The organism is Actinokineospora diospyrosa (genome assembly GCF_024171925.1).
Taxonomy (GTDB): domain Bacteria; phylum Actinomycetota; class Actinomycetes; order Mycobacteriales; family Pseudonocardiaceae; genus Actinokineospora; species Actinokineospora diospyrosa.
This window is the reverse complement of sequence record NZ_JAMTCO010000008.1, coordinates 290,728-311,832: the sequence shown is the minus strand read 5'-3', so window position 1 is coordinate 311,832 and position 21,105 is coordinate 290,728. Positions and strand designations below refer to the sequence as shown.

Sequence of the window (21,105 nt, the reverse complement as noted above, 5' to 3'; positions counted from 1 at the left end):
GCTTCCCCAGTGAAGTGACGAAACCGGCAGATTTCGCACCATTGGTGAATCAAGATCCACCGAATTGGACAAATAGCGGGAAAGCGCCGCCGCCTTCGGGAGATTTGCGACATTTGCGATAAATGGCGAGATGGTACGCGAACGACCGTTCAGTCGATGTCCATATGACTTTCGGCGCAACGGTCAGAATTGTTGATCAAGGAGTTCGCGTTCCTCCGCCGGGGTCAGGCCCGCGGTGCGGGGGCGGGTGAGGCCGCGGGCGTGTTCGTCGGTGAGGGCGGTGTGGATGGTGTCGGACAAGGGGCGGGGGGTGAGCCCTGCGGCCAGTGCGGGGGTGGGGTCGTGGGAGACGAGGCCGTGCATGGGGGTGGGGAGCCAGAAGGGCAGGGATCTGGGGCCGCCCCAGGGGGTGATGCCTGCGGCGAGGAGGGTGTCCGGGGCAATGGGCACCAGGTGGAGGTCGGGGGCGCCGATGAGGGTGGCGGCTTCGTGGAGGACGGTGTGGAGGTCCAGGACGGGGCCGACGGCGTCGTAGGTGCCGGTGTGGTGGTGTTCGGCGGCGGTGACGATCCAGGTGGCCAGGTCGCGGACGTCGATGTGTTGCAAGGGGTGGTCGGCGACGTCGGGGATGACGGTGGGGCCGCCGCGGGTGAAGCGGGCGCTCCAGTAGCCGAAGCGGTCCATCTGGTCGCCGGGGCCGCTGATGACGCCGGGGCGGACGATGAAGGCGCGGTCCGGGCCCAGGCGCTCGCGCACGGCGTTCTCGCTGGCGACCTTGGTGCCGCCGTAGCGTTCGACGGTCAGCTCGGTGAGGGCGAAGTGGCGGGTGTCGAGGACCGGCTCGCACAGGGGCGCGTCGGTGGTTTGACCGGGGGTCGCGGTGTCGGCGTAGGCGTTGATGCTGGAGACGAACGTCCAGTGGCGCACGCCGTCGGCCAGGGTGTCGAGCGCGTCGAGGACCCATCCGAGCGCCCCGGTGGCGACGTCGACGACCGCGTCGAACCGGTACCCGGCCAGGGCGTTGATGGCGCCGGGCTGATCTCGGTCCACGACGAGGAGTTGAGCGCCCTCGGGCACGGCGCCGGACTGGCCGCGGGCCGCGCACACCACGTCGTGCCCGCGCGCCACCGCGTCATAGGCGATCTGCTTGGACAGGAACGAGGTGCCACCGAGCACAAGGAGCCGCATAAGACCATGCTGCCGACGGGTTCGGCGGCGGTGTGATCGCCAGGAGCGAACCCCGCACGCTGTGAGCGAACGACGCCCTTTTGCGCCCCGCACGGCCTCTACGTTCGGTCGCGACGGGGGATCGCAAACGTGAGGTGGGAGAAACGATGACGCTCATGGCCCAGGCGGGGCAGTCGCTCAACGACTCGGTGTACGAGCAGTTGTTGCGCGACCGGATCGTGTTCCTCGGCACCGAGGTCAACGACGAGGTGGCCAACCGGATCACCGCGCAACTGCTGTTGCTCGCCGCCGCCGACCCGGACGCCGACATCACCTTCTACATCAACTCCCCGGGCGGCTCGGTCACCGCGGGGATGGCGATCTACGACACGATGCAACTGGTCAAACCCGACGTCGCCACCTGGGGCCTGGGTTTCGTCGCGTCGATGGGCCAGTTCCTGCTGTCCTCGGGCACCCCCGGCAAGCGGTTCCTGCTGCCGAGCACCCGGATCGTCATGCACCAGCCGTCCGCGGGCATCTCGGGCGCGGCGAGCGACATCGCGATCCAGGCGGAGGTGTTCGGCAAGATGAAGCGGCGGATGGCCGAGATCACCGCCCGCCAAACCGGCCAGTCGGTCGAGCGCATCACCGCCGACGCCGACCGCGACCGCTGGTTCGACGCGGACGAGGCCCTGGCCTACGGCTTCGTCGACCACGTCGTCTCCAGTGGACAGACGATCTGACCCGCACCTGCCGGGGTGGGGACGTTGATCGCCCCCACCCCGGCAGCCCGCTAAGCGCAGACCCGCGCCCCGTTGGTGTGGTAGTTCAGCGTGTCGAAGTCCGAGGACAGCCACGCCTGCGCGCACGCCCTGCTCTGCGAGTTCGCCAGCCGGAGGTAGCGCGTCCACGCGCTCGTTCCGCCACTACCGGTACGCAGGTTGTGGTCGGTCGAGCCCGCGCGGCGGCCCTCCGACTCGACGATCTGCTCGACGGTCACCGGGGTCGAGTACATGCCGCCGTAGAGGACGACCCGCGACCAGTTGCCGTGGCAGGACCACGACCACCGCAGTTGCAGTTCGCCGATCGTCTTGCCCGCGAGTTTGCCGCGGGACCCGGTGATGGCCGTTGTGGCGACGGTGATCGGACTCGCGCACCCGGCGGAGTCACCGTCCCCGCCCCAGTCCGAGGCCTGCGCCGGGGCCGCGCCCATGAGGCTGACCGCGCCGACGACCGACACCGCGATCAACGCCTTGGCCGCGCGACGTGCCCGCGCGGCGGATGTGATGGTCATTCGCTTCTCCTGTCGTGATCCTCGGGTGAGGAGGTGGTCACGACGAGCCCAGCGCGCCACCCCTCCATCCACCACATGGATGGAGGACTGGATAACCGCAGGTGGGCGGCCTCGCGGGGCCGGTCGGCCGATCAGGTGCAGATCGGCTCCACGGCGGCTTCGGTGACCTCGCCGGTGGTGATCGATCCGGTCGCGCACAGCCGATCGGTGGGGTCGGCGCGCACGATCAGGGTCGTGTACGCGGACTGGACGTCGGGTTCGGTCGCGGTTTGGCGGGTGGCGCCCGCGGGGTCGGAGCGCCGGTGGATCTCGATGTCGAGCCGGTTGCCCAGGGCGCTGTCGTCGTAGCGGGTAATGCGCGCCCACCCTGCCTGGCACGTGCCGGAGAACAGGATCTCCAGGAGGAACTGGGGGTTCTTGGTGGTGCCCGCGGCGACTTTCGCGTCCTGCACGCACACCGTCTTGGCGGGGTCGTCGCCGGTCGTGGCGAGCGCCGAGGTGGTGGAATGTTGTTCGGTGGCTGTCGGGCGGGTCGCTCCGTAGACGATGAACCCGGTGGCGGTGTTGCTCAGCACCAGGGCGACCGCACCCGCCACGAGGAGCAGCCGCCTGTTCCTTCGCGGTGCCGCCGCGACCACCAGGTTGGGGCCCGCGTGCTCAGCGGTGAGCGCGGCGCGACGGGCCGACCAGGTGGCCACCTGGTCGGTGTCACCGGTCAGGGCCATCACGAACCCGGTGACCGCCAGCTCCGACGGCAACCTGCCCGTGCTGACGGCGTTGTGCAGGGTGCCGCGGCTGACCTTCACCCCGCGGACTCCCGCGCGCCTGGCCATCGAGTCCCAGGTGGGGGAGCCGTGGTCGGCCCGCAACCGGCGCAGGTCCGCGGTGAACGCCTGCGTCGAGTCCGCTGCCTCCGGCGGGTCTGGGCTCGCACTCATGTCGCGGCTCCCTCGGCGCGGGCTTGCTGACCGGTGGAGACCGAAACTAGCGCGCGCGTCGGTGGCCGGCCCTGAGCCACTGGGGTGGTCGCCGTCCACTCATGGGTGACGGTGGCTGGCCTCAGCGGGTGGCTGACCAGTACACCTCGTCGGGGCCGGTGAGGTGCTGGATGGAGAGGGGGTGGCATGAGGTTGCCGCGAGCAGGGTGAGGTTGAGGGCGTCTTTGCGGTGGCTGAGGACCTTGAGGATCTCCGACGGTGGCGTGGGGTTCTGGCCCCGCGCGTGCTGGGTGGAGTGCCACCGGCCGAGGATTTCGAGGAGCATGTCGATGATGGCGCGGCCGGCGTGGGCGGTGGCCAGGTCCACGGGGCCTGCGAACTGGCCGTGGTGGAAGGTGATGTTCCGGGTGGTGTAGAGCCATTCGAGCAGGGCGTGGCAGGTGTCTTGCTTCTCCTGCAACCACTTCGCGAGCAGTTGTGGCCGGGCCAGTCGCTCGCGCCACAGCAGGATCGTCTCGTGGGTGAGGCCGCCCGCGAAGGTGCTCAACGTGGTGACGGCGTCGCGGGCCGCGGCGAGGGGGTCGCCGTCGCGGGCGGGGAGCAGTAGATCCACCCATCGGTCCGGTTCGGTGAGGGTCGGTTTGTCGGTGGTCCTCGGCACGTGGGCGTCGATGAGTGCCATCAACGTTGTCGTCTCGTCGAGGGCGTGCTGGTGGGCGGCGACGTGGTCCAGGTAGGACTGCCGTGTCCGGGTCACGGATTCGGCCAGTGCCTTGGCGTCGGCCGGGGTGGTCCGCTGCAGCAGTGCCCGTTTCGCGAGGGCGTTCTCCGCGCGCCTCAGGTCGACCTGGGCGTTCGACACCCGTGAGCCGAGGCGGCGGACCTCCTCGGTGACGGTGAGCCTGAGTTGGGCGTGGGCGTCCATGACCTGGTGGCGCAGGGTCTGCAGGGCGTAGGCGCGGGCCAGCCGGGCCGACTTCTCCGCCAGGCCGATCGATTCGAGGGCGCTCCAGCACAGGGCGGCGCTGGTCATCGGCGCCTCGACCCGCTGGGCGATGTGCGCGAGCCGCAGCGCGGGGCGCAGGCCGTCCGACCACGAGGGGGACAGGGGTGCCGTGCGGCGGACGCTGGCCCTGGCCGGTTCGCCCAGCACCCACCGCTCGTCCGGCCCGGCGACCGCCCAGGGGCCCGCCAGTACGAGGTCGGCGATCCGGTTGCCCGCCACGTACTGGTCCAGCGCCTCGCTGATCGCCCGCCTGCCGAGGACCACCGCGGTGCCCAGGTCGGTGGCGTCCACGGGGACCCGCACCAGGGTGCCCGCGCGGGTGATCGGCGCCAGTCTGGCCAGCAGCGCGGCGAGCTCCCTCGCTTTCGGCCAGCCGTCCTGGTCGACGGTGACGGGCCACTGCCGGGACCCCGGGAGCAGGACATCGAGGTGGTCGAGGGTGCGCGCGCCGCTGACCAGGACGGTGACGTGGTGGCGGCGCGGCGGTGGCCACAGCACCGCGGCGAGGTCGGCTGCGGTGGGCGTGCCGGTGAGCAGGGTCGCCAGGTCTTTGCGCAGCGCTTCGCGGTCGCGTCCCCGCAGGTAGACCGACACCGCGATCTCCGCCGCGGCCTTGGCGTCGTGGTTCGGGCTGACCGTCGCGTCCCACAGGGCGAGCAGGTGGTCGGTGATCGCGTCGGTGGCGGAGGTGATCACCGGTTCCAGCGCCGTCGCACTCGCCCGGGTCAGCACCTGGTGTTCGGCGGGGTCGGTGTCGCGCAACGCTTCCGCCATCGTGTCCAGCTCGGTGATGGCGGTGCGCAGGCTGGGCAGGATCGGGAGCGCGGTGCGCACGCATGCGGCACTGGTGCGTAGCACCCGTAACAGCAGTCGCCCATGGGGGTGGCCGTGCGCGGCGTGGTTGCTTAAGGCGTCGTGTGCCCTGATGAGCGCGACCAAGGCGCTGTCGCTGGTCGCGGCGTGGAAACCGGGGCCTGAACCGTTGTCCAGCGCGCGCAGGACGGTCTGCAGCAGGCTGCGCTGGCGTCGGGTCAGCCCGGCCGCGGTGAACGCCTCCTGGAGCCCGGTGTCGCTGCTCGACCTCGCCACCCGGGCACCGTACCGAGGACGCCGACCCCATCTATGTCGGGTGCGTCCATAGAGGACCGCTCGGCCGTCACCGTGACGAATCACCGGGTGGGGTCAGGGTGTCGTGGAGTTGGCGTAGGTGATCGGACAGCGAGTCCTTGTCGGGGAGGGCGAGGAGGCGAGCCAACTCGGTGTGGACGTTCTGGCGCAGGGCGTCGCCTGCCGCGGTGGCGGTGATGGCGGTCGTGATGTGGCGTTCCAGGGCCGTGGCGTGTTCGCGGTGCAGGGCCCGGGTGGCGGCGTCGGCGTGGCGTTGGGCTTCGGCGAGGGCCGTGTGGGTGTGGGCGTGGGCCGCGACGGTCTCGGCGCGGGCGGTGTCGCGTTCGGCGCGCAGGGCGTCGAGGTGGCTGCGGGTCTGGTCCAGGTCGTGGCGGGCTTGGGTGCGGACCTGGGCGGTGTCGCGTTCGGCGGCGTCGGCGCGGGTGGTCTCGGTGGTGAGGCGGTGCCAGAGGTCGCGGCGCTCGGTGGTGAGTGCGCGCACGCGGGCGGTGAGGCGGGTGGCGCGTTGGTCGGCGGCCTCGGCGCGGGCGCGGTCCTCGCTCGCGGTCGTCTCGGCGCGGTCGGCGCGGGCTGACTCCAACTGCCGGGCCTCGACGGCGGCGGCCAGGTCCCGGCGGGCGGTCGCGGCGTCGGAGTCGGCGGCGCGGCGGGCGGTGTGGGCCTCGGCGGCGGCCTGGTTGGCGGCGGTGGCGCGAGCGAGGGCGGTGTCGCGTTCGGCGGCCATGCGGGTGGCGTGGTCGCGGGCCTCGACGGCGTCGGTCTCGGCTTGGTGGGCGCGGGCCTCGGCGTCGGCGATGCGGGCGGTGGCGGCGGTGTCGAGGTCGGTGAACCCGGTGACGACGGTGTTCAGGGCCGCGGTGAGTTCGGCGACGGCGGTGGTGATCTCGGTGGCGCGTGGGCGCAGCGCGGTGAGCGTGTCCTGGCCGAGTTGGCGCAGCGCGCCCAGGTAGTCCTCGACCCCGAGGTCCTCCACGGCGCGGCGGCGGGTGCGGGCCTCGGCGGCGTGGTCGGGGGAGCAGTACCGCTGCCGGTTGCTGCGGGGGCTGAACCGGTTCTCGCACCCTGTGAGAGCGCACAGCCGCTCATCCGCGTCCACCATGTCCGTTTCGCCCTTTCTCTAAGCTAGAGCGTTAAGATTAGCAGATGCTCTAAACATGTTGAGATTAGAGGTTGCCGACAGAACACTCCTTTTGTCGGTAACCTAGGCGGATGGAGACGACAGGCCTTCCCGCGCGCACCGGCACCCTCGTGGAGGGGTCCGCGTGGCCTGGGGTGGGGGATCCGATCCGGCTGCTGGCCGAGGTCACCGCCTGGCTGCGGTCCTACGGCGCGGCCTCCACCCGCCGCACCTACGCCGGGGGACTGGGCCTGCCCACGAGCGCCGCGGAACTGCGGGAGTGGCTCAGCCGCGCCGACCGCGCGTGGATCGCGACCCTGCGCGACTACGCCGACGTCCTCGACCTCACCGCCGCCGTGCACGCCGAGGTCACCGAGCCCCGGGGCAACCGTCCCCCGACCCGCGAGGGCCGCTTCCGCGCCCTGCACTGGTTCCGCTGGTGCGCCACCACCGGCGTGGATCCGCTCGCTGCCCGCTCCACCGAGGTCCTGACCTGGCAAGACGCTCTGCGCGCCGCCGGGGCGGCCCCCGCGACCCGCACGCGGATGCTCGCCACCGTCCGCACCCTGTACCAACACCTGGCCACCGCGGGTCTGGTCGCGGCGAACCCCGCCGACCTCGACCGCCGCCGCCTTGGCCTGCGTGATCCCCAGCCCGCCAAGACCGTCGTCACCCTCACCACCGGCCAGGTCGCCGCCCTGCTCACCGCCGCGGCCACCCGCAGGCCGGGTGCCTCGCCCCGCGACCGGCTGCGCGCGCGGGCCGTGGTCGCCCTGTTCACCTTGGGGTTGCGGGTGTCGGAGCTGTGCGACCTCGACCACCCGGACGTGCACACCACGCGCGGCCGCCGTGCCCTGCGCGTCACCGGCAAGGGCGGCAAGATCCGCACGGTCTACCTGTCCGACCTCGCCGAAGGCGCCCTGGCCGACTACCTCAACGCCCTGCCCGCCTCACCCGTCGCCACCGTCGCGCTCGCGTCATCACCGCCGCGGACGCCGTTGTTGGTCAGCCGGGCCGGTACCCGGTGCGACCGCCGCGATGTGTGGAGTCTGCTGCGCCGCTTGGCGATCGCCGCGGAACTGCCGGAGTTGGCCGGTGCGATGCACCCGCACGCGTTGCGCCACTTCTACGTGACGACCGCGATGGAGCAGGGTGCGCGGATCACCGATGTGCAGACCGATGTGGGGCACGCCCGGGTCGACACCACCCAACGCGTCTACAACCACGCCGCGCCGCATCCCGACCGCAGTGCCGCCGCGGGGGTCGGGGAGGCCATCACGCGCCACCTGCGGTGAGCGGTGCACTCCCTTCCACTTCAACGTATAGCGCAGTGGGGGGCTTGCGGCAAGACCCCGGTGGCACCGCAGAATCTCCCGCCGAAGCCGGTCTCGGCGCGAGGTGCGTGAGGCGCGCGGCTGACGTTGAATGGGGGATTCATGGGTGATGTGATCGTGGCCGGGGGCGGCCCGACCGGGTTGATGCTGGCGGCTGAGCTGCGGCTGCGCGGTGTGGACGTGCTCGTGCTGGAGCGGGACGTGGAGCCGAACCCGCGGGTGCGCGCGTTGGGTCTGCACGTGCGCAGCATCGAGGTGATGGCCCAGCGCGGTCTGCTGGAGCGCTTCCTCGAGGCGGGCACGCAGTACCCGCTGCGGGGGTTCTTCGCGGGCATCAACAAGGCGGCGCCGGAGCGCTTGGACACCGCGCACGGCTACGTCCTGGGCATCCAGCAGCCGGTCGTGGAGCGCCTGCTGACCGAGCACGCGACCGAGGTCGGGGTGCGGATCCGCCGCGGTGTCGAACTGGTGGGCCTGAGCCAGGACGACGACGGGGTGAGCGCGGAATTGGCCGACGGCACGCAGCTGCGCGCGCGGTTCCTGGTGGGCTGCGACGGTGGCCGCAGCACGGTGCGCAAGCTGCTCGGTGTCGGTTTCCCGGGTGAGCCGAGCCGGGTCGACACGTTGCTGGGCGAGATGGAGATCGGGGTCGCGCCCGAGGAGCTGACCGAGGTGATGACCAGGGTCCGCGAGACCGAGCGGCGGTTCGGCATCGGCCCGTTCGGCGACGCCTACCGGGTCGTGGTTCCCGCCGCGGGCGTGGCCCAGGACCGGTCGGTGCCGCCGACGCTGGAGGAGTTCAAGCGGCAGTTGGTGGCCGTGGCGGGCACGGACTTCGGTGTGCACTCGCCGCGCTGGCTCTCGCGCTTCGGTGACGCGACCCGGCTGGCCGAGCGCTACCGCAGCGGCCGGGTCCTGCTGGCGGGCGACGCGGCGCACATCCACCCGCCGGTCGGCGGCCAGGGCCTGAACCTGGGCATCCAGGACGCGTTCAACCTGGGCTGGAAGCTGGCGGCCGAGGTCGCCGGGTGGGCGCCACCGGACCTGCTGGACAGCTACCACGGCGAGCGGCACCCGGTGGCGGCCGCGGTGCTGGACAACACGCGGGCGCAGATGGAGCTGCTCTCGACCGAGCCGGGGCCGCGCGCGGTGCGCGGGCTGCTGGCCGAGTTGGTGGAGTTCGAGGAGGTCAACCGGTACCTGATCGAGAAGATCACCGCGATCGGCGTCCGCTACGACTTCGGCACGGGCCACGAACTGCTGGGCAGGCGGCTACGGGACCTCAGCCTCAAGCGGGGCCGCCTCTACGACCTGACCCACAACGGCCGCGGCCTGCTGCTCGACCAGACCGGCGGGCTCTCGGTCGCAGGCTGGTCAGACCGCGTCGACCACATCGTGGACATCAGCGAGGAGCTCAACGCCCCCGCCGTCCTCCTGCGCCCCGACGGCCACGTCGCCTGGGTGGGCGACACCCAGACCGACCTACACACCCACCTCCCACGCTGGTTCGGCGCCGCGGCCTGACTCCCCCTGTGGCGGTGCCCCGCGGGCGGCACCGCCACAGGGATCAGGGCTGGGCTTTTTGTGGGCATCGTGCTTCACTCGACTCATGCCCACAAAAAGCCCACTTGAGGACGAAGTGGTGGACGCGGTCGCACGGCTGCTGCGGCGTGGGCTGCCGGTGACCCTGGCCGCGGTAGATCCGGTGCTGCTGGAGCTGCGTGGTGTGCTCGCCCGAGCGGTGGATCCCGGTGACGAGGCCAGCCGGATCGCGGCGCTGGACGGCACGCTGCGCGGCCTGCTGGCCCGGTTCCCCGACGCCCGGTACGCCGCGGCGGCACGGGCGCTGTTCGGTCTGCCCCCGGCCACACCGGGGATGAACCTGACGGCGCGGCGCGCGCTCGCGGCCGAACGAGCCGGACACGAAGTGCACCACTTCCGCAAGCGAGTCGAGCCCAGGCTGATCGCGACGCTGACCGCCGAACTACTGGCCGACGCGGACCGGTTCACCCACGCGCCCCTGATCGCACCCCGGCTCGCGCCGGTAAGCGCGCGACAGCCGGTGCTCGCCGACCCGTTCGCCTGGGAGGTCGCCGAGCAGGAGGAGCAGCTGTCGCTGTTGTGGTCGGCGATCTACGCCGCCCGCGCCGAGCTGCTCGCCGTGGAACGCCTGATCAGCCTGCGCGCGGAACGCACCGACATCGTCCGCGCGGCGGTGACGGCCGCTTGGCGCTGGGCAGGCGCCCGCGCGGAGGCGATCAGCTACACCACGGCGTTCGCCCCGGACCTCACTATCGACGAGCTGGTGGCGCTGGCCGGGTGGACCCCACCGCTGACTCCAGGGCAGACCTCGCGGCTGACCGAGGCCGCCGCCGGTGGCGTGGCCCGCGAGCAGTTCGTCGCGCACCTGCACGGCGAGACCGTCCTGGACGACACCTGGACCACAGGCTTGCTGGCAGCACTCCAGTCCACCGAACCCACGTCCCCCGAGCAGCCCGGGGCTGGTGGTTCGAGCACCGCTGTTCCGGCCGACCCCGACCAGAACGGATGACCGTGACCAGCATCAACCCCGGCTTGTCCAGCGTGCTCGCCGCGGCCGCGGCAGGCCCGCCGCGCCGCTACGTCATCACCGGCGGGCCGAGTTCCGGCAAGGACGACCTGATCGCCGCCGTGCACGCCGCCGGGATCCCGTGCATGGTCGACGAGCCCGGCCGCGAGATCTACCGCAAGCACCGCGCCCGCCTCGGCCGCCACCTGCTCAAGCAAGACCGCCGCGAGTACTCCCTGGAGGTGCTGGAGGCGTTCATCGCCGAGTACACCGGCCACAGCCACGGCGTGCGGTTCTACAACCGGGGCATCCCCGACGGCTACGGCTGGGAGGGGTTCTTCGGTCTCAAGCCCACACCGGAGCTGGAAGAGGCGACGGCGCGACACCGCTACGACCAGGTCTTCGTGCTGGATCCACTGGACACCTTCGAGGACCCGGACGACATCGTGTGGGCCAAGGACCGGGAGATCCGCCGGGTGCACGAGCTGGTCGTGCAGGGCTACTACGACGCGGGCTACCAGCCGGTGTTCGTCGCCGCCGACTCCGCCGCGGCCCGGCTGGACTTCATCTGCGCCAACCTGCGTCTGCCCAAACCCGGCCGAGGAGCGTGAACATCCTTGTCGCGCACCGGAAAGCCCGCGCTGCTCATCTCGCCGAACAGCATCCTGGCGAACGCGCTGCTGCGCTCGGTCGACCTGCTGCGGCCCCGCGTCCTCGCGGCCCGGCCGAAGCGGATCGAGTTCGTGGTCGGCACGCAGATCAACGGCGCACCGCATCTGGGTACGAACCTGGTGCAGACCGCAGCGTTCCTGCTCGCGAAGATCGCCCGGCGGGAGTTCTCCACCGACACCGTCGTGCGGTTCGGCGCGCTGGACAACGCACCGCACACCGTCGACCTGGACCCGGAAACCCACCACGCCTACCAGAAGACCTACTTCCACGCCCTGGGCAAGGACCAGATCGGCGCGCTGGTCGAGTGCCGATCCGGGTGTTCACCAGCAGGTGCTCGCCCCGACGGGTGCGAAGCTGTCGAAGTCGTTGCTGCGCGAGCAGGGTCGCGCGGTGCTCCCGCCGGACGTCGAGCCGTGGATGCTCGACACCACCGCCTGGCCGGGCAGCGTCGACGACTACGTCGACGCGCTCGTGTGGCTGGTCGGCGAACTGCTCACCGACCCCAAACACTTCTTCCGCTCGTTCACCGTCAAGGAACTCGGCCGACTCATGTCCCTGCGCCCTACCGAACCCGCCGTCCGCGCCCACGAGATGGGCATCTACAAGCGCTACTTCGACCTGATCGCCACCGGCCGCAAGACCACCGAGATCCGGGTCAACGACTCCAGCCGCCGCAACATCAAGCCCGGCTCGCTGATCCGGTTCAACTGCCAGGGCGACAACGTCCTGACCCGTGTCACCAAGGTCTCCCGCTACACCAGCTTCGAGGAGATGTTCGACCACGAGCCGGTCGCCTCGGTCAACCCGACCGCCACCCGTGAGGACCAGCTCGCCAACATCCGCCAGATCTACCCGCCCGAACGCGAAGCCCTCGGCGTGGTCGCGATCGGCATTGAGCTGGTCGACCCGCCCCGGCCCGCCTGATCCTTCAGCCTCACCGCGATCGGCCGATCCGCGCGAGCACGATCCGACTCGACGACCAGAGAGGCCCCCGGCCAGAAGCCTGCTGACCCGTCACTCGGGGTGGTCTTGACCAGCATGAACGCGGTGATCGGCGGGTCGGTGCGGTCAGTGCGCATCGACGGTGCCGTTCAGGACGGGTTTGAGGGTTTGCGCGCACCAGTGGGCGAAGGTGGTGCCTGTGCGTGGTGCGTGGTCGGGCCAGGTGTCGAGGCCGTGGTCCTTGGCGCGCTTCATGTCGACCATGGCTTCGACGAACGCGGCGTTGAGGCCGTAGGCAAGCATGGTGGTCCGCAGGTCGTCTAGCGATTCGCGCTGGTAGCGGACCGGGCGGCCCAGTTCCTCGGTCATGATGCGGGCCAGGTCGTTGGGAGAGAGATCCTGCGGGCCGAGGACCGCGACGCTGTCGACGCCGGTCCAGGAGCGGTCCAGCAGGAGTGCGGCGGCGGCCGCGGCGATGTCGGCGACGGCGACCAGTGGGGCCGGGTGATCCGGGGCGAGGGTGTCGGTGAAGACGCCGTGCTCGCGGATCGAGTCGGCGTCCTCCAGCAGGTTCTCGAAGAAGGACGGGTTGGCCAGGGCGCGGTAGGCGACGCCGGTGTCGGCGATGAGGTCGTCCATCGCGAGGGAGGCGGTGACCAGCCCGGCGTGGGCGGCCTGCGGGGTGCCGCGGCCGAGTGCGGAGACGCCGACGACGTGGCTGACGCCGTGGGTGGCGAACGCGCGCGCGGCGGGGCGGGTGAAGCCGCTGTAGGCGTCCTCGGGGGTGCGGGAGGCGTCCGGTGGCACGAGCCAGAACACGGCGTCGGCACCGGTGAACGCGCGGTCGACGGTCTCGGGGTCGCCGTGCGAGCCGGTGATCACCTCGACGGCGCCGCGCACGGTCTCGGGGAGCCGGTCGGGGTCGCGGACCACGACGCGCAGCCGCGCGCCCGCGTCGAGGAGCAGGGGGAGCAGCCGCCTGCCGATGTTCCCGGTGGGGGCGGTGATGACGATCATGACAACCTCGCGGTCTCGGTGGGGTTCGTGCGCCCCGCCATCGTGCGGACCCCGGTCGTGTTGCCACAATGGGAACTTCAGCATCCAATCATTGCCTGAAACGGAACAACGCTGGTGAGCCCAACCCTCGACGCCAACCTTGCGGTCGCCCTCGACGCCCTGCTGACCGAGCAGAGCGTCACCCGGGCCGCTGCGCGGCTGCGCACCTCGCCCGCGGCGATGAGCCGCACCCTGGCCCGGTTGCGCCGGGTGTTGCAGGACCCGCTGCTGGTGCGGGCCGGGCAGGCGATGGTGCCCACGCCGCGCGCCGAGGCCTTGCGGGAGGAAGCGGCCGCGGTGGTGCGCGCTCTGACGACGCTGCTCACCCCGAGCGGCGGGATCGACCTCGCCGCGCTGCGCCGCACGTTCACCGTCCAGGCCTCGGACCTGGTCGGCACGGCGCTGGCCCCGGGGTTGCTGGGGCTCGCCCGGCTGCGGGCGCCGGGGGTGTCGTTGCGGGTGCTGGCCGAGGAGTGGGAGGCGGGCCCGGCGCTGCGCGAGGGTCGGACCGACCTGGAGATCGGTGCCATCGACCACGTCGACCCGGAGACCCAGGTCGAGGAGTTGGTGACCCTGCGGATGGCGGCGGGCGTCCGGGCCGGGCACCCGCTCGCCGAGGGGATCTTGACGCCTGAGCGGTTGGCCGCGGCCGAGCACGTGGCGGTCAGTCGGCGGGGGCGCTTCACCGGCCCGCTGGACGTGGCGTTGGCGGAGCGCGGGCTCAGCAGGCGGGTCACTGTCGTGCTGCCCGGTCACCTGGCCGCGATGGCACTGGCCGCTGTCGGCGAGGTGGTCTGCCTGGTGCCGACCGCCCTACCGGGCGAGCCCCCGTCCCCGTTGAGCGACGCAGCCCACGCCATGGGACTCCGCCTCCTGGACATCCCGCTTCCTCTGCCGCCCCTGACGATCGGCATGGCCTGGCACCCCCGCCACACCGCCGACGGCGCCCACCGCTGGCTCCGCGGCGCCGTGCGCCAGGTCCTCCGCCCTGCCCGGGAGGTGTAGCCCTGGCGGGGCCAGCACTCAGCGCGGGTGTGCCGAAGACGTGTTCATCGAGCAGGCGGACCTTGTGGTGCCGCCCAGGGAGCTTCTCGCCGCTCACGCATGCGAGGCCGCAGATCCAGCCTCGCCCGGCGCACGCCGTGGCCGAACCGTCGTGGGCGATTCCGCTCCTTCAGCTCGCCGTGTCGATCAGCGCTGCGCTAGGAAGCCGGTCAGTTCCTCTTCCACGTTGCGCGGTGCTGGATATGGAATCCCGCTCGTGCCAGGTTGGCGGCGCTCACGGAGCCGGGGCGGGCGGTGGCGACCGCGAGCGTGCATCCCGCGTCGGTGGCGACGTGGAGGCGGTGGCGCAGTAGCTGTGACTGGGCGCCGTGGCCTCGGTGGGCAGGCAGGGTCGAGGCGCCTCCGAGGACCGCGACGTCGCCGTGGATCGTCAGGGCGGCGGCGGCGATCGGCTTTCCCCGCGCCACGGCCAGGAACCGCCGCATCATCGGCAGTCGGTGTTCTGCCCGGATGAACGCGGCGACCGGTCCGTCCACCTCGTACCCGGCCATCAGCACATCCAGGAATGCGTCGTCCGCAGTCACTTCGATGATGTCGACCGCGACGCGGGGCTGGGTCGTCAGTGGCTTTAGCGCCAGGAGACGGTCTGCCGCGCGCACGAACCCCGCCCGCAACAGCAGCGCCTCCCCGAGTCCTGTCGGCACCACCAGTGCTGGCCTGTTGCCCTCGGCAGCTACTAGGTCGATTGCTGCGTGAATCGTCTCGATGGTCACGCCGGACACTGTCGAGAGGAAGCCCAACGCGGGGTCAGTGGCCGCAACGGCCAACACGCCCGCTCGCTCCCACGCACGGAAACTGCCCGGGACACCGGCTTGCTGCGCGGCGTCGCATGCCCAGCCCGCTCTGCGATGAAGCGCGCGCTCGGCCCTGCTCACATCCGACGACACGGCACCTGCAGTCCTATAGGGCTTGGGCGAGGACGACGAACTCCTTGCCTGGGCGGTCGGGGGCTTCGCGGATGTCGAGGACCTGGTAGCCGTGGGTGGTCAGGTCGTGTTCCAGTTCGGCGCGGTCTCGGAAGCGGAGGGTGGAGCTTGAGGTGATCACCGTGCCGTCGGGGAAGTGGTAGGTGCTGTCGAAGGTCACGAGCGGCAGGTCGACGGTGGTGACCACCCGGTGTTGCTCGACCACGCCGATAACGGGGATGTCGAGGGTGACCTGGGTGTCCCACTCGCGCCAGGCGCGGCGTTCGGGGCGGCGGGTCTCGAAGACCAGGTGGCCGCCGGGGCGGGTGGCGGTGTGGGCGCCGGTCAGGGTGGTGGACCAGTCGGGGTCGGTGCGGAAGACCTGGGCGACGTTGCCGGTCATGGTCACCAGGTCGACGGCCAGGTCCGCGGCGGCCGACACGTCGCCGTGGCGGAAGCGGGCGGTGGGGACCTTGGCGCGGGCCAGTGCCAGGGACGCCTCGGCGGGGTCGACGCCGACCACGTCGATGCCGCGGGCCACCAGCAGCGCGGCGAGGTTCCCGGTGCCGCAGCCCAGGTCGAGCACGCTGGTGGCGCCGAGTTCGGTGACGATCGCGAGGTAGGCGTCGAGGTCGTCACGAGGGCCGTCGAAGGCGTCGTAGACCGCGACCAGGCGGGGGTCGGCGAACACGGGGTCCGGGCCCGCGGTCACGGGGCGATGACCTTGCGCAGGGCGCGCAGGCAGGCGTCGAGGGCGTCGTGGCGCGACACCTGGCCGGTGGTGGACTGCTGCCAGGCCGAGTAGAGCAGGGCCCAGAGCAGGTCGCGGACCCAGGCGGCGCTGAAGGCGGGGTCGATGGTGCCGTCGCGGTGGCCGCGGCCGATGAGGTCGAGCACGGCGAGGTCGGTGGGGCTGCACTCGTCCCACGTCTCGGCCTGGGCGGGGTCGTTGAACACCAGCGTGAGCACGGTGCCCAGGTCGAAGTACTCCTGGCAGAGCCTGCCCAGCGCCTGCGCTGCGGTGCCCTCGTCGAGCCGGGCCCGGTGGGTGGCCTCGACGACCTGGTCCCAGACGTGCTTGCTGAGCGCGGTGAGCAGTTCGGCGCGCTCGGGGAAGTAGCGGTGCACCGTCGTGCGGCCGACGCCCGCGGCGGCGGCGATGTCGGCCAGGGCCGCGGCCGGGTCGGCGGTGAGCACGGTGACGGCGGCGTCGAGGATCGCCCGCCGGGTGCGGGCCCTGGTGCCGGTCTCGGCTGCGGTGTGCACGTCCACCCGATCAAGCCTAGGCGCTGTGTGCCCAGAGCGGTATCCGGGTTGACCGTAGTGGAACATCGATGTTCCACTAGTAGGCATGAGCGTTCCGAAAGGGCGACTTCGCGTCCTCTGGTCCTTCGCCCGTCCGCACCGCGCCCGGCTCGCCGTCGCGCTCCTGCTCGCCCTCGCCGGGTCCGGCGTCGGCCTGGCCACCCCGCTGGCCACCAAGTGGGTCCTGGACTCCCTCAGCGCCGACGGCGGCCTGAGCGGCCCGATCACCCTGATGCTGGTGCTGCTGGTGGTCGGCGCCTGCATGTGGGTCGCCCAGTGGATCATGCTGGGCACCCTCGGCGAGCGCGTCGTGCTCGACGCCCGCGAGTCCATGGTCCACCGGTTCTTCCGCGCGACCGTCCCGGCGATCAGCACCCGCCCGGTCGGCGAGATGGTCACCCGGGTCACCTCCGACACGCTGCTGCTGCGCGAGGCCGCGACCTCCAGCGTGATCGGCCTGATCAACGGCGTGGTGATGCTGATCGGCACGCTGGTGCTGATGGCGGCGCTGGACGTGGTGCTGTTCCTGACCACGGTCGGCGCGGTCGTGGTGATCGCGGTCCTGTTCGGGCTGCTCATGCCCGCGATCGCGGTCGCCAAGGAGAAGGCGCAGGCGCACATCGGCGCGCTCGGCGGCACCCTGGAGGGCGCGCTGCACGCGGTGCGCACGGTCAAGGCCAGCCGCGCCGAGGACCGGCAGAGCGCGCGGATCATCACCGACGCCCGCGCCGCGGCGCACCACGGTGTGCGGGCGGTGCGCCGGGAGGCCACCGCGTGGGCGATCGCCTGGTCGGGCATCAACCTGGCGATCATCCTCATCCTGGGCCTCGGCGCGTGGCGGGTCGCCGACGGCGAACTCGCGGTGTCGACGCTGATCGCGTTCCTGCTCTACGCGTTCGGGCTGATGGACCCGGTGACCACGTTGAGCCAGAACGTCACCGCACTGCAGAACGGGATCGCCGCCGCGGGCCGGATCCGCGACATCGACGACTTGCCGATAGAGGCCGGAGGGACGGCCGGTAGCGCTACCGTGCCGGTTCCTGGGCCGGTGCTCGAATTGCGGGGGATCACCGCGGCGTACGGGCCGGACGCCGCTCCCGCGGTGCGGGGCATCGACCTCGCGATCCCCCGCGTGGGGCACACCGCGATCGTGGGGCCCTCCGGGGCGGGTAAGACCACCTTGTTCTCGCTGATCCTGCGGTTCCTGGAACCCCAAGAGGGCACGATGCGAGTCAACGGAATCCCCTACGGCGACCTCACCCACGCTGACATCCGCACACACCTGGCCTATGTCGAGCAGGAGACCCCGGTGGTGCCGGGCACGATCCGCGACAACCTCCTCTTCTCCCACCCCTCGGCCAGCGAGGACGAACTGCAACGCGCTCTAGCGGCCGTCCGGCTGGACACGCTCGCCGACACGTTGCCGGAGGGCTTGGACACCCCGCTGTCCGGTACCTCTGTCTCCGGCGGGCAGCGCCAACGCATCGCGTTGGCACGGGCCGTGCTGACCGACCCGGACGTACTGCTGCTCGACGAGGCCACCGCCCAGGTCGACGGCCTGACCGAAGCAGCACTGCACGACGTCATCCGTGACCACGCCTCCCGCGCCGCCGTAGTCACCATCGCCCACCGCCTCTCCACCGTCGTCGACGCCGACACCATCATCGTCATGGCCGACGGCCGAGTCCGCGCCCGCGGCACCCACGCCGAACTACTCACCAACGACAGCCTCTATCGCGAACTGGTCGAGTCGCTACGCATCCCAGAGGAGGACGCCGCGCTCGCCTAACACCCAACACATCCCGGCGCCCACCCCTGGTCCCCAGGGGGTCTATAGAGCCATGGCCTTCGGCTTCTGCCCTATGGCAGCTCGACTCTGTGCGCGACGTCCCCGCCCCCACCAACCCCACCCCTGTTCTTGCTCGATGGGGCGGACTTGTTTTGCGTGGGGGGACAACACCCGTAGCGTCGCCTCGCAGCAGGGCCATGCTTTTCGGCCCCTGCTTTGCGGTCCTGTCACGGGTGTTGCAGGGGCCCCGCGCAAAACAAGTTCGCCCCATCGAGCCAACCGCACTAGCAACCACCGCGGACCCCGTCGATGCTCGGCGCCATCGAGCCAACCGCACTCCCAGCCCCAGCACGGACACACCGCTTTGCAGCCATGCAGGCGCTGGCCCCCACGCACGACAAGTCCTACCGAGCCAGACGCACGGCTAGCAGCCCACCGCACCCCCGACGCCACGGACTCACCGACACACGACCAACGCCCGTCCCAGCCCACTAGACTGGGCCCCATGCGTCGTTGACCTCGCGCCCCACCACCGCTCCTTCGCCCATCAGCCCCACCCCCCGCGAAGGAGAACCAGTCATGCCCATCACCGTGCCCGACGCGCTCGCGGCCTCTTACGCCAAGCAGAGCCCCGAACACCTCCCATGGCTGTCCGCGCTGCCCACCCTGGCAACCGCCATGCTCGACCACTGGGACCTGCGCCCCGACGGCCCAGCCCGTCACGGCATGGTCGCTCTCGTCATCCCCGCCACTCGCGCCGACGGAACCCCCGCGGTCCTCAAGCTGCAGCCCAGCGACGAGGAGAACGACGGCGAACACCTCGCCCTGCGCCACTGGTCCGGCAACTCCGCCGTCCGCCTGCTCGATCACCACACCCCAACCGGCGCCATGCTCTTGGAGCGCCTCGACGCGGCCAGCCCTCTTAGCGCGCTGCCCGCCGACAAGGCCATTAGCGTCATCGCGGACCTCTTGTCCCACCTGCACGTCCCGGCCCCACCTGGCATCCGCACCCTGACCGGCATCGCGACCGCCATGCTCGCCGAACGTCCGCTGCTCGACCGCCTCACCACCGCCGCCGACCGCGCCCTGGCCCATGCCTGCGCCGACGCCTTGGCGGACGTGGTCACCGAGCCGGGGGACACGCTGCTGCACTGGGACCTGCACTACGACAACGTCCTGGCAGGCGATCGAGCCCCGTGGCTGGCGATCGACCCCAAGCCGATCAGCGGTCACCCCGCCTTCGACCTGATGCCGTCCCTGGACAACGCCGTCACCGACGTCGTCTCGCTGCGGTACCGGTTCGACCTGCTGACCGAGGTCCTGACCCTGGACCGCGCCGTCGCCGCCGCGTGGACCCTGGCCCGCGCCCTGCAGAACACCCTCTGGTCCATCCACGACGGCGACCGGGCACTCGACCCGATCCAGGCGACCATCGCGCGCACACTGCTGTCGCGGTGACCTGGGGCTGAGAACGTTCCATTGAGGACTCGAATCCCGGCCTGCCGATCGGGGGCGCGTTTGTCCTCTTCCAACGTATAGCCGACCGTGGGGCTTGCGGCAAGACCCGGTTGGTGCCGCAGAATCGCCGATCGCAGCGGGGATCGAGCAGGGGAGTGACCGAGTGCGAGTGGTGCTGTCGACCTACGGATCGCGTGGGGATGTCGAGCCGTTGGTGGCGTTGGCCGTGCGGTTGCGGGAGGGCGGGGCCCAGGTGCGGGTGTGCGCGCCGCCGGATTTCGCGGGGCGGTTGGGGGAGGTGGGGGTGGCTTTCGTGCCGGTGGGGGTGTCGGCTCGGGAGTTGACGGTCGCGGCGCCGGGGCCGTCGTCGTTGCCGGAGCGGGCGGCGCGGGCGGTCGCGAGCCAGGTGGCGGCGGTGACCGAGGCGGCGCGGGGGTACGACGTGGTGGTGGCGACCGGGATGCTGCCCTCGGCGGCGGGGGCGTTGTCGGTGGCCGAGAAGCTGGGGATCGGCGCGGTGTCGGTCACCTTCCAGCAGTTGACCCTGCCCTCCCCGCACCACCGGCCGCTGGCGTACCCGGGTAGGCCGTTCCCGCCGGGGCTGACCGACAACCGCGAACTGTGGCGGCTGGACGCGGAGAACATCAACACCCTGTTCGGCGCGGCGCTCAACACCAACCGCGCCTCGATCGGCCTGCCACCGGTGGACGACGTGCGCGACTACGTCATCGGTGAGCGCCCCTGGCTCGCCTCGGACCCGGTGCTGGACCCGTGCGACCTCGACGTCGTGCAGACCGGCGCGTGGACCCTGCCCGACGAGCGGCCCTTGCCGGACGAGCTCACGGCGTTCCTCGACGCGGGCGACCCGCCGGTGTACCTGGGGTTCGGCAGCATGCCCCTGCACGGCTCGACCGACGCCGCCCAGGTGACCATCGAGGCGATCCGCGCCCACGGCCACCGCGTCGTCCTGTCCCGCGGCTGGGCCGACCTGGCGTTGACCGACGCGGCCGACGACTGCTTCGTGGTCGGCGAGGTCAACCACCAGGCCCTGTTCGCCCGCGTGGCCGCCGTCGCGCACCACGGCGGCGCGGGCACCACAACGACCGCCGCCCGCGCGGGCGCGCCGCAGGTGGTGGTCGCGCAGTTGGCGGACCAGCCGCACTGGGCGGGCCGGGTCGCCGCGCTCGGGATCGGCGCGGCGCACGAGGGTCCGACGCCGACGGTGGAGTCGTTCTCGGCGGCTTTGGCCACGGCGTTGGCTCCCGAGACTCGGGCGCGGGCGAGTGCCGTGGCGGCGACGGTGCGCGCGGACGGGGCGGAGGTGGCGGCGAACCTGCTGACCCTGGGTGGCTCGTAACGGGGCTCGGGAGTGCGGCGATCT

General features: G+C 71.7%; 19 protein-coding genes. 10 read left to right on the top strand and 9 right to left on the bottom strand.

From position 1 onward, the window contains the following. Positions 1–183 precede the first annotated feature (183 nt). Complete coding sequence (locus LV75_RS17525; RefSeq protein WP_253887991.1) at positions 184–1,188, bottom strand: NAD-dependent epimerase/dehydratase family protein; 1,005 nt, start codon at positions 1,186–1,188, stop codon at positions 184–186. Between the two features lie 155 nt (positions 1,189–1,343). Between LV75_RS17525 and LV75_RS17520 the strand changes: the two genes are divergently transcribed. After that, a complete protein-coding gene (locus LV75_RS17520) occupies positions 1,344–1,910 on the top strand; it encodes a ClpP family protease (protein ID WP_372504193.1) in 567 nt (188 codons plus the stop codon). Positions 1,911–1,960: 50 nt separating this feature from the next. Here the strand turns inward: LV75_RS17520 and LV75_RS17515 are convergent, their stop codons facing one another. The 4 genes from LV75_RS17515 to LV75_RS17500 form a co-directional block, all read right to left on the bottom strand. Further along, positions 1,961–2,461, bottom strand: coding sequence for a hypothetical protein (locus LV75_RS17515; RefSeq protein WP_253887989.1), 501 nt, complete (start codon positions 2,459–2,461; stop codon positions 1,961–1,963). A 131-nt stretch (positions 2,462–2,592) separates the two neighbouring features. Next, positions 2,593–3,399 carry a DUF2690 domain-containing protein gene (locus LV75_RS17510; protein ID WP_253887988.1) on the bottom strand — a complete coding sequence of 269 codons (807 nt, stop codon included), beginning with the start codon at positions 3,397–3,399 and terminating at the stop codon, positions 2,593–2,595. 121 nt (positions 3,400–3,520) lie between these two features. Further along, positions 3,521–5,494: an FUSC family protein gene (locus tag LV75_RS17505; RefSeq protein WP_253887987.1), complete on the bottom strand. Its 1,974-nt coding sequence runs from the start codon at positions 5,492–5,494 to the stop codon at positions 3,521–3,523. A 67-nt stretch (positions 5,495–5,561) separates the two neighbouring features. Then, the gene (locus LV75_RS17500) at positions 5,562–6,632 is read right to left on the bottom strand and encodes a coiled-coil domain-containing protein (protein WP_253888148.1); all 1,071 of its coding nucleotides are present in this window, start codon (positions 6,630–6,632) and stop codon (positions 5,562–5,564) included. A gap of 110 nt (positions 6,633–6,742) precedes the next feature. On the opposite strand from LV75_RS17500, the gene LV75_RS17495 reads away from it, so the two are divergent. From LV75_RS17495 to LV75_RS35520, 5 genes are all read left to right on the top strand, one after another. Next, positions 6,743–7,945 carry a tyrosine-type recombinase/integrase gene (locus LV75_RS17495; protein ID WP_253887986.1) on the top strand — a complete coding sequence of 401 codons (1,203 nt, stop codon included), beginning with the start codon at positions 6,743–6,745 and terminating at the stop codon, positions 7,943–7,945. 141 nt (positions 7,946–8,086) lie between these two features. After that, positions 8,087–9,508: a rifampin monooxygenase gene (rox, locus tag LV75_RS17490; RefSeq protein WP_253887985.1), complete on the top strand. Its 1,422-nt coding sequence runs from the start codon at positions 8,087–8,089 to the stop codon at positions 9,506–9,508. Positions 9,509–9,626: 118 nt separating this feature from the next. Further along, complete coding sequence (locus tag LV75_RS17485; protein WP_253887984.1) at positions 9,627–10,535, top strand: hypothetical protein; 909 nt, start codon at positions 9,627–9,629, stop codon at positions 10,533–10,535. After that, the gene (locus LV75_RS17480; protein ID WP_253887983.1) at positions 10,532–11,143 is read left to right on the top strand and encodes an AAA family ATPase; all 612 of its coding nucleotides are present in this window, start codon (positions 10,532–10,534) and stop codon (positions 11,141–11,143) included. Before LV75_RS17485 ends, LV75_RS17480 begins: the two co-directional genes overlap by 4 nt. Positions 11,144–11,534: 391 nt before the next feature. Then, on the top strand, positions 11,535–12,128 hold the full coding sequence (locus tag LV75_RS35520; protein ID WP_253887982.1) for an ASCH domain-containing protein: 594 nt from the start codon (positions 11,535–11,537) through the stop codon (positions 12,126–12,128). A gap of 144 nt (positions 12,129–12,272) precedes the next feature. Here LV75_RS35520 and LV75_RS17470 read toward each other — a convergent pair whose 3' ends face one another. Then, a complete protein-coding gene (locus tag LV75_RS17470) occupies positions 12,273–13,163 on the bottom strand; it encodes an NAD(P)H-binding protein (RefSeq protein ID WP_253887981.1) in 891 nt (296 codons plus the stop codon). Positions 13,164–13,277: 114 nt separating this feature from the next. Here LV75_RS17470 and LV75_RS17465 point away from each other — a divergent pair, with 114 nt between their 5' ends. After that, positions 13,278–14,207 (top strand): LysR substrate-binding domain-containing protein, encoded by a 930-nt coding sequence (locus LV75_RS17465; protein ID WP_308211001.1) that lies wholly within the window; start codon positions 13,278–13,280, stop codon positions 14,205–14,207. 209 nt (positions 14,208–14,416) lie between these two features. Here the strand turns inward: LV75_RS17465 and LV75_RS35515 are convergent, their stop codons facing one another. From LV75_RS35515 to LV75_RS17450, 3 genes are all read right to left on the bottom strand, one after another. Beyond that, positions 14,417–14,980: a GNAT family N-acetyltransferase gene (locus tag LV75_RS35515; protein ID WP_253887980.1), complete on the bottom strand. Its 564-nt coding sequence runs from the start codon at positions 14,978–14,980 to the stop codon at positions 14,417–14,419. A 187-nt stretch (positions 14,981–15,167) separates the two neighbouring features. Next, a complete protein-coding gene (locus tag LV75_RS17455) occupies positions 15,168–15,884 on the bottom strand; it encodes a class I SAM-dependent methyltransferase (RefSeq protein WP_253887979.1) in 717 nt (238 codons plus the stop codon). Next, the gene (locus LV75_RS17450) at positions 15,881–16,444 is read right to left on the bottom strand and encodes a TetR/AcrR family transcriptional regulator (protein WP_253887978.1); all 564 of its coding nucleotides are present in this window, start codon (positions 16,442–16,444) and stop codon (positions 15,881–15,883) included. Before LV75_RS17450 ends, LV75_RS17455 begins: the two co-directional genes overlap by 4 nt. Before the next feature lie 79 nt (positions 16,445–16,523). On the opposite strand from LV75_RS17450, the gene LV75_RS17445 reads away from it, so the two are divergent. The 3 genes from LV75_RS17445 (at position 16,524) to LV75_RS17435 (ending at position 21,081) form a co-directional block, all read left to right on the top strand. Continuing rightward, positions 16,524–18,266 carry an ABC transporter ATP-binding protein gene (locus tag LV75_RS17445; protein WP_253887977.1) on the top strand — a complete coding sequence of 581 codons (1,743 nt, stop codon included), beginning with the start codon at positions 16,524–16,526 and terminating at the stop codon, positions 18,264–18,266. Positions 18,267–18,845: 579 nt separating this feature from the next. Continuing rightward, a complete protein-coding gene (locus tag LV75_RS17440; protein ID WP_253887976.1) occupies positions 18,846–19,724 on the top strand; it encodes an aminoglycoside phosphotransferase family protein in 879 nt (292 codons plus the stop codon). A gap of 163 nt (positions 19,725–19,887) precedes the next feature. Beyond that, entirely contained in the window at positions 19,888–21,081 is a 1,194-nt protein-coding gene (locus tag LV75_RS17435; protein ID WP_253887975.1) for a glycosyltransferase, read from the top strand. Positions 21,082–21,105: the final 24 nt, after the last annotated feature.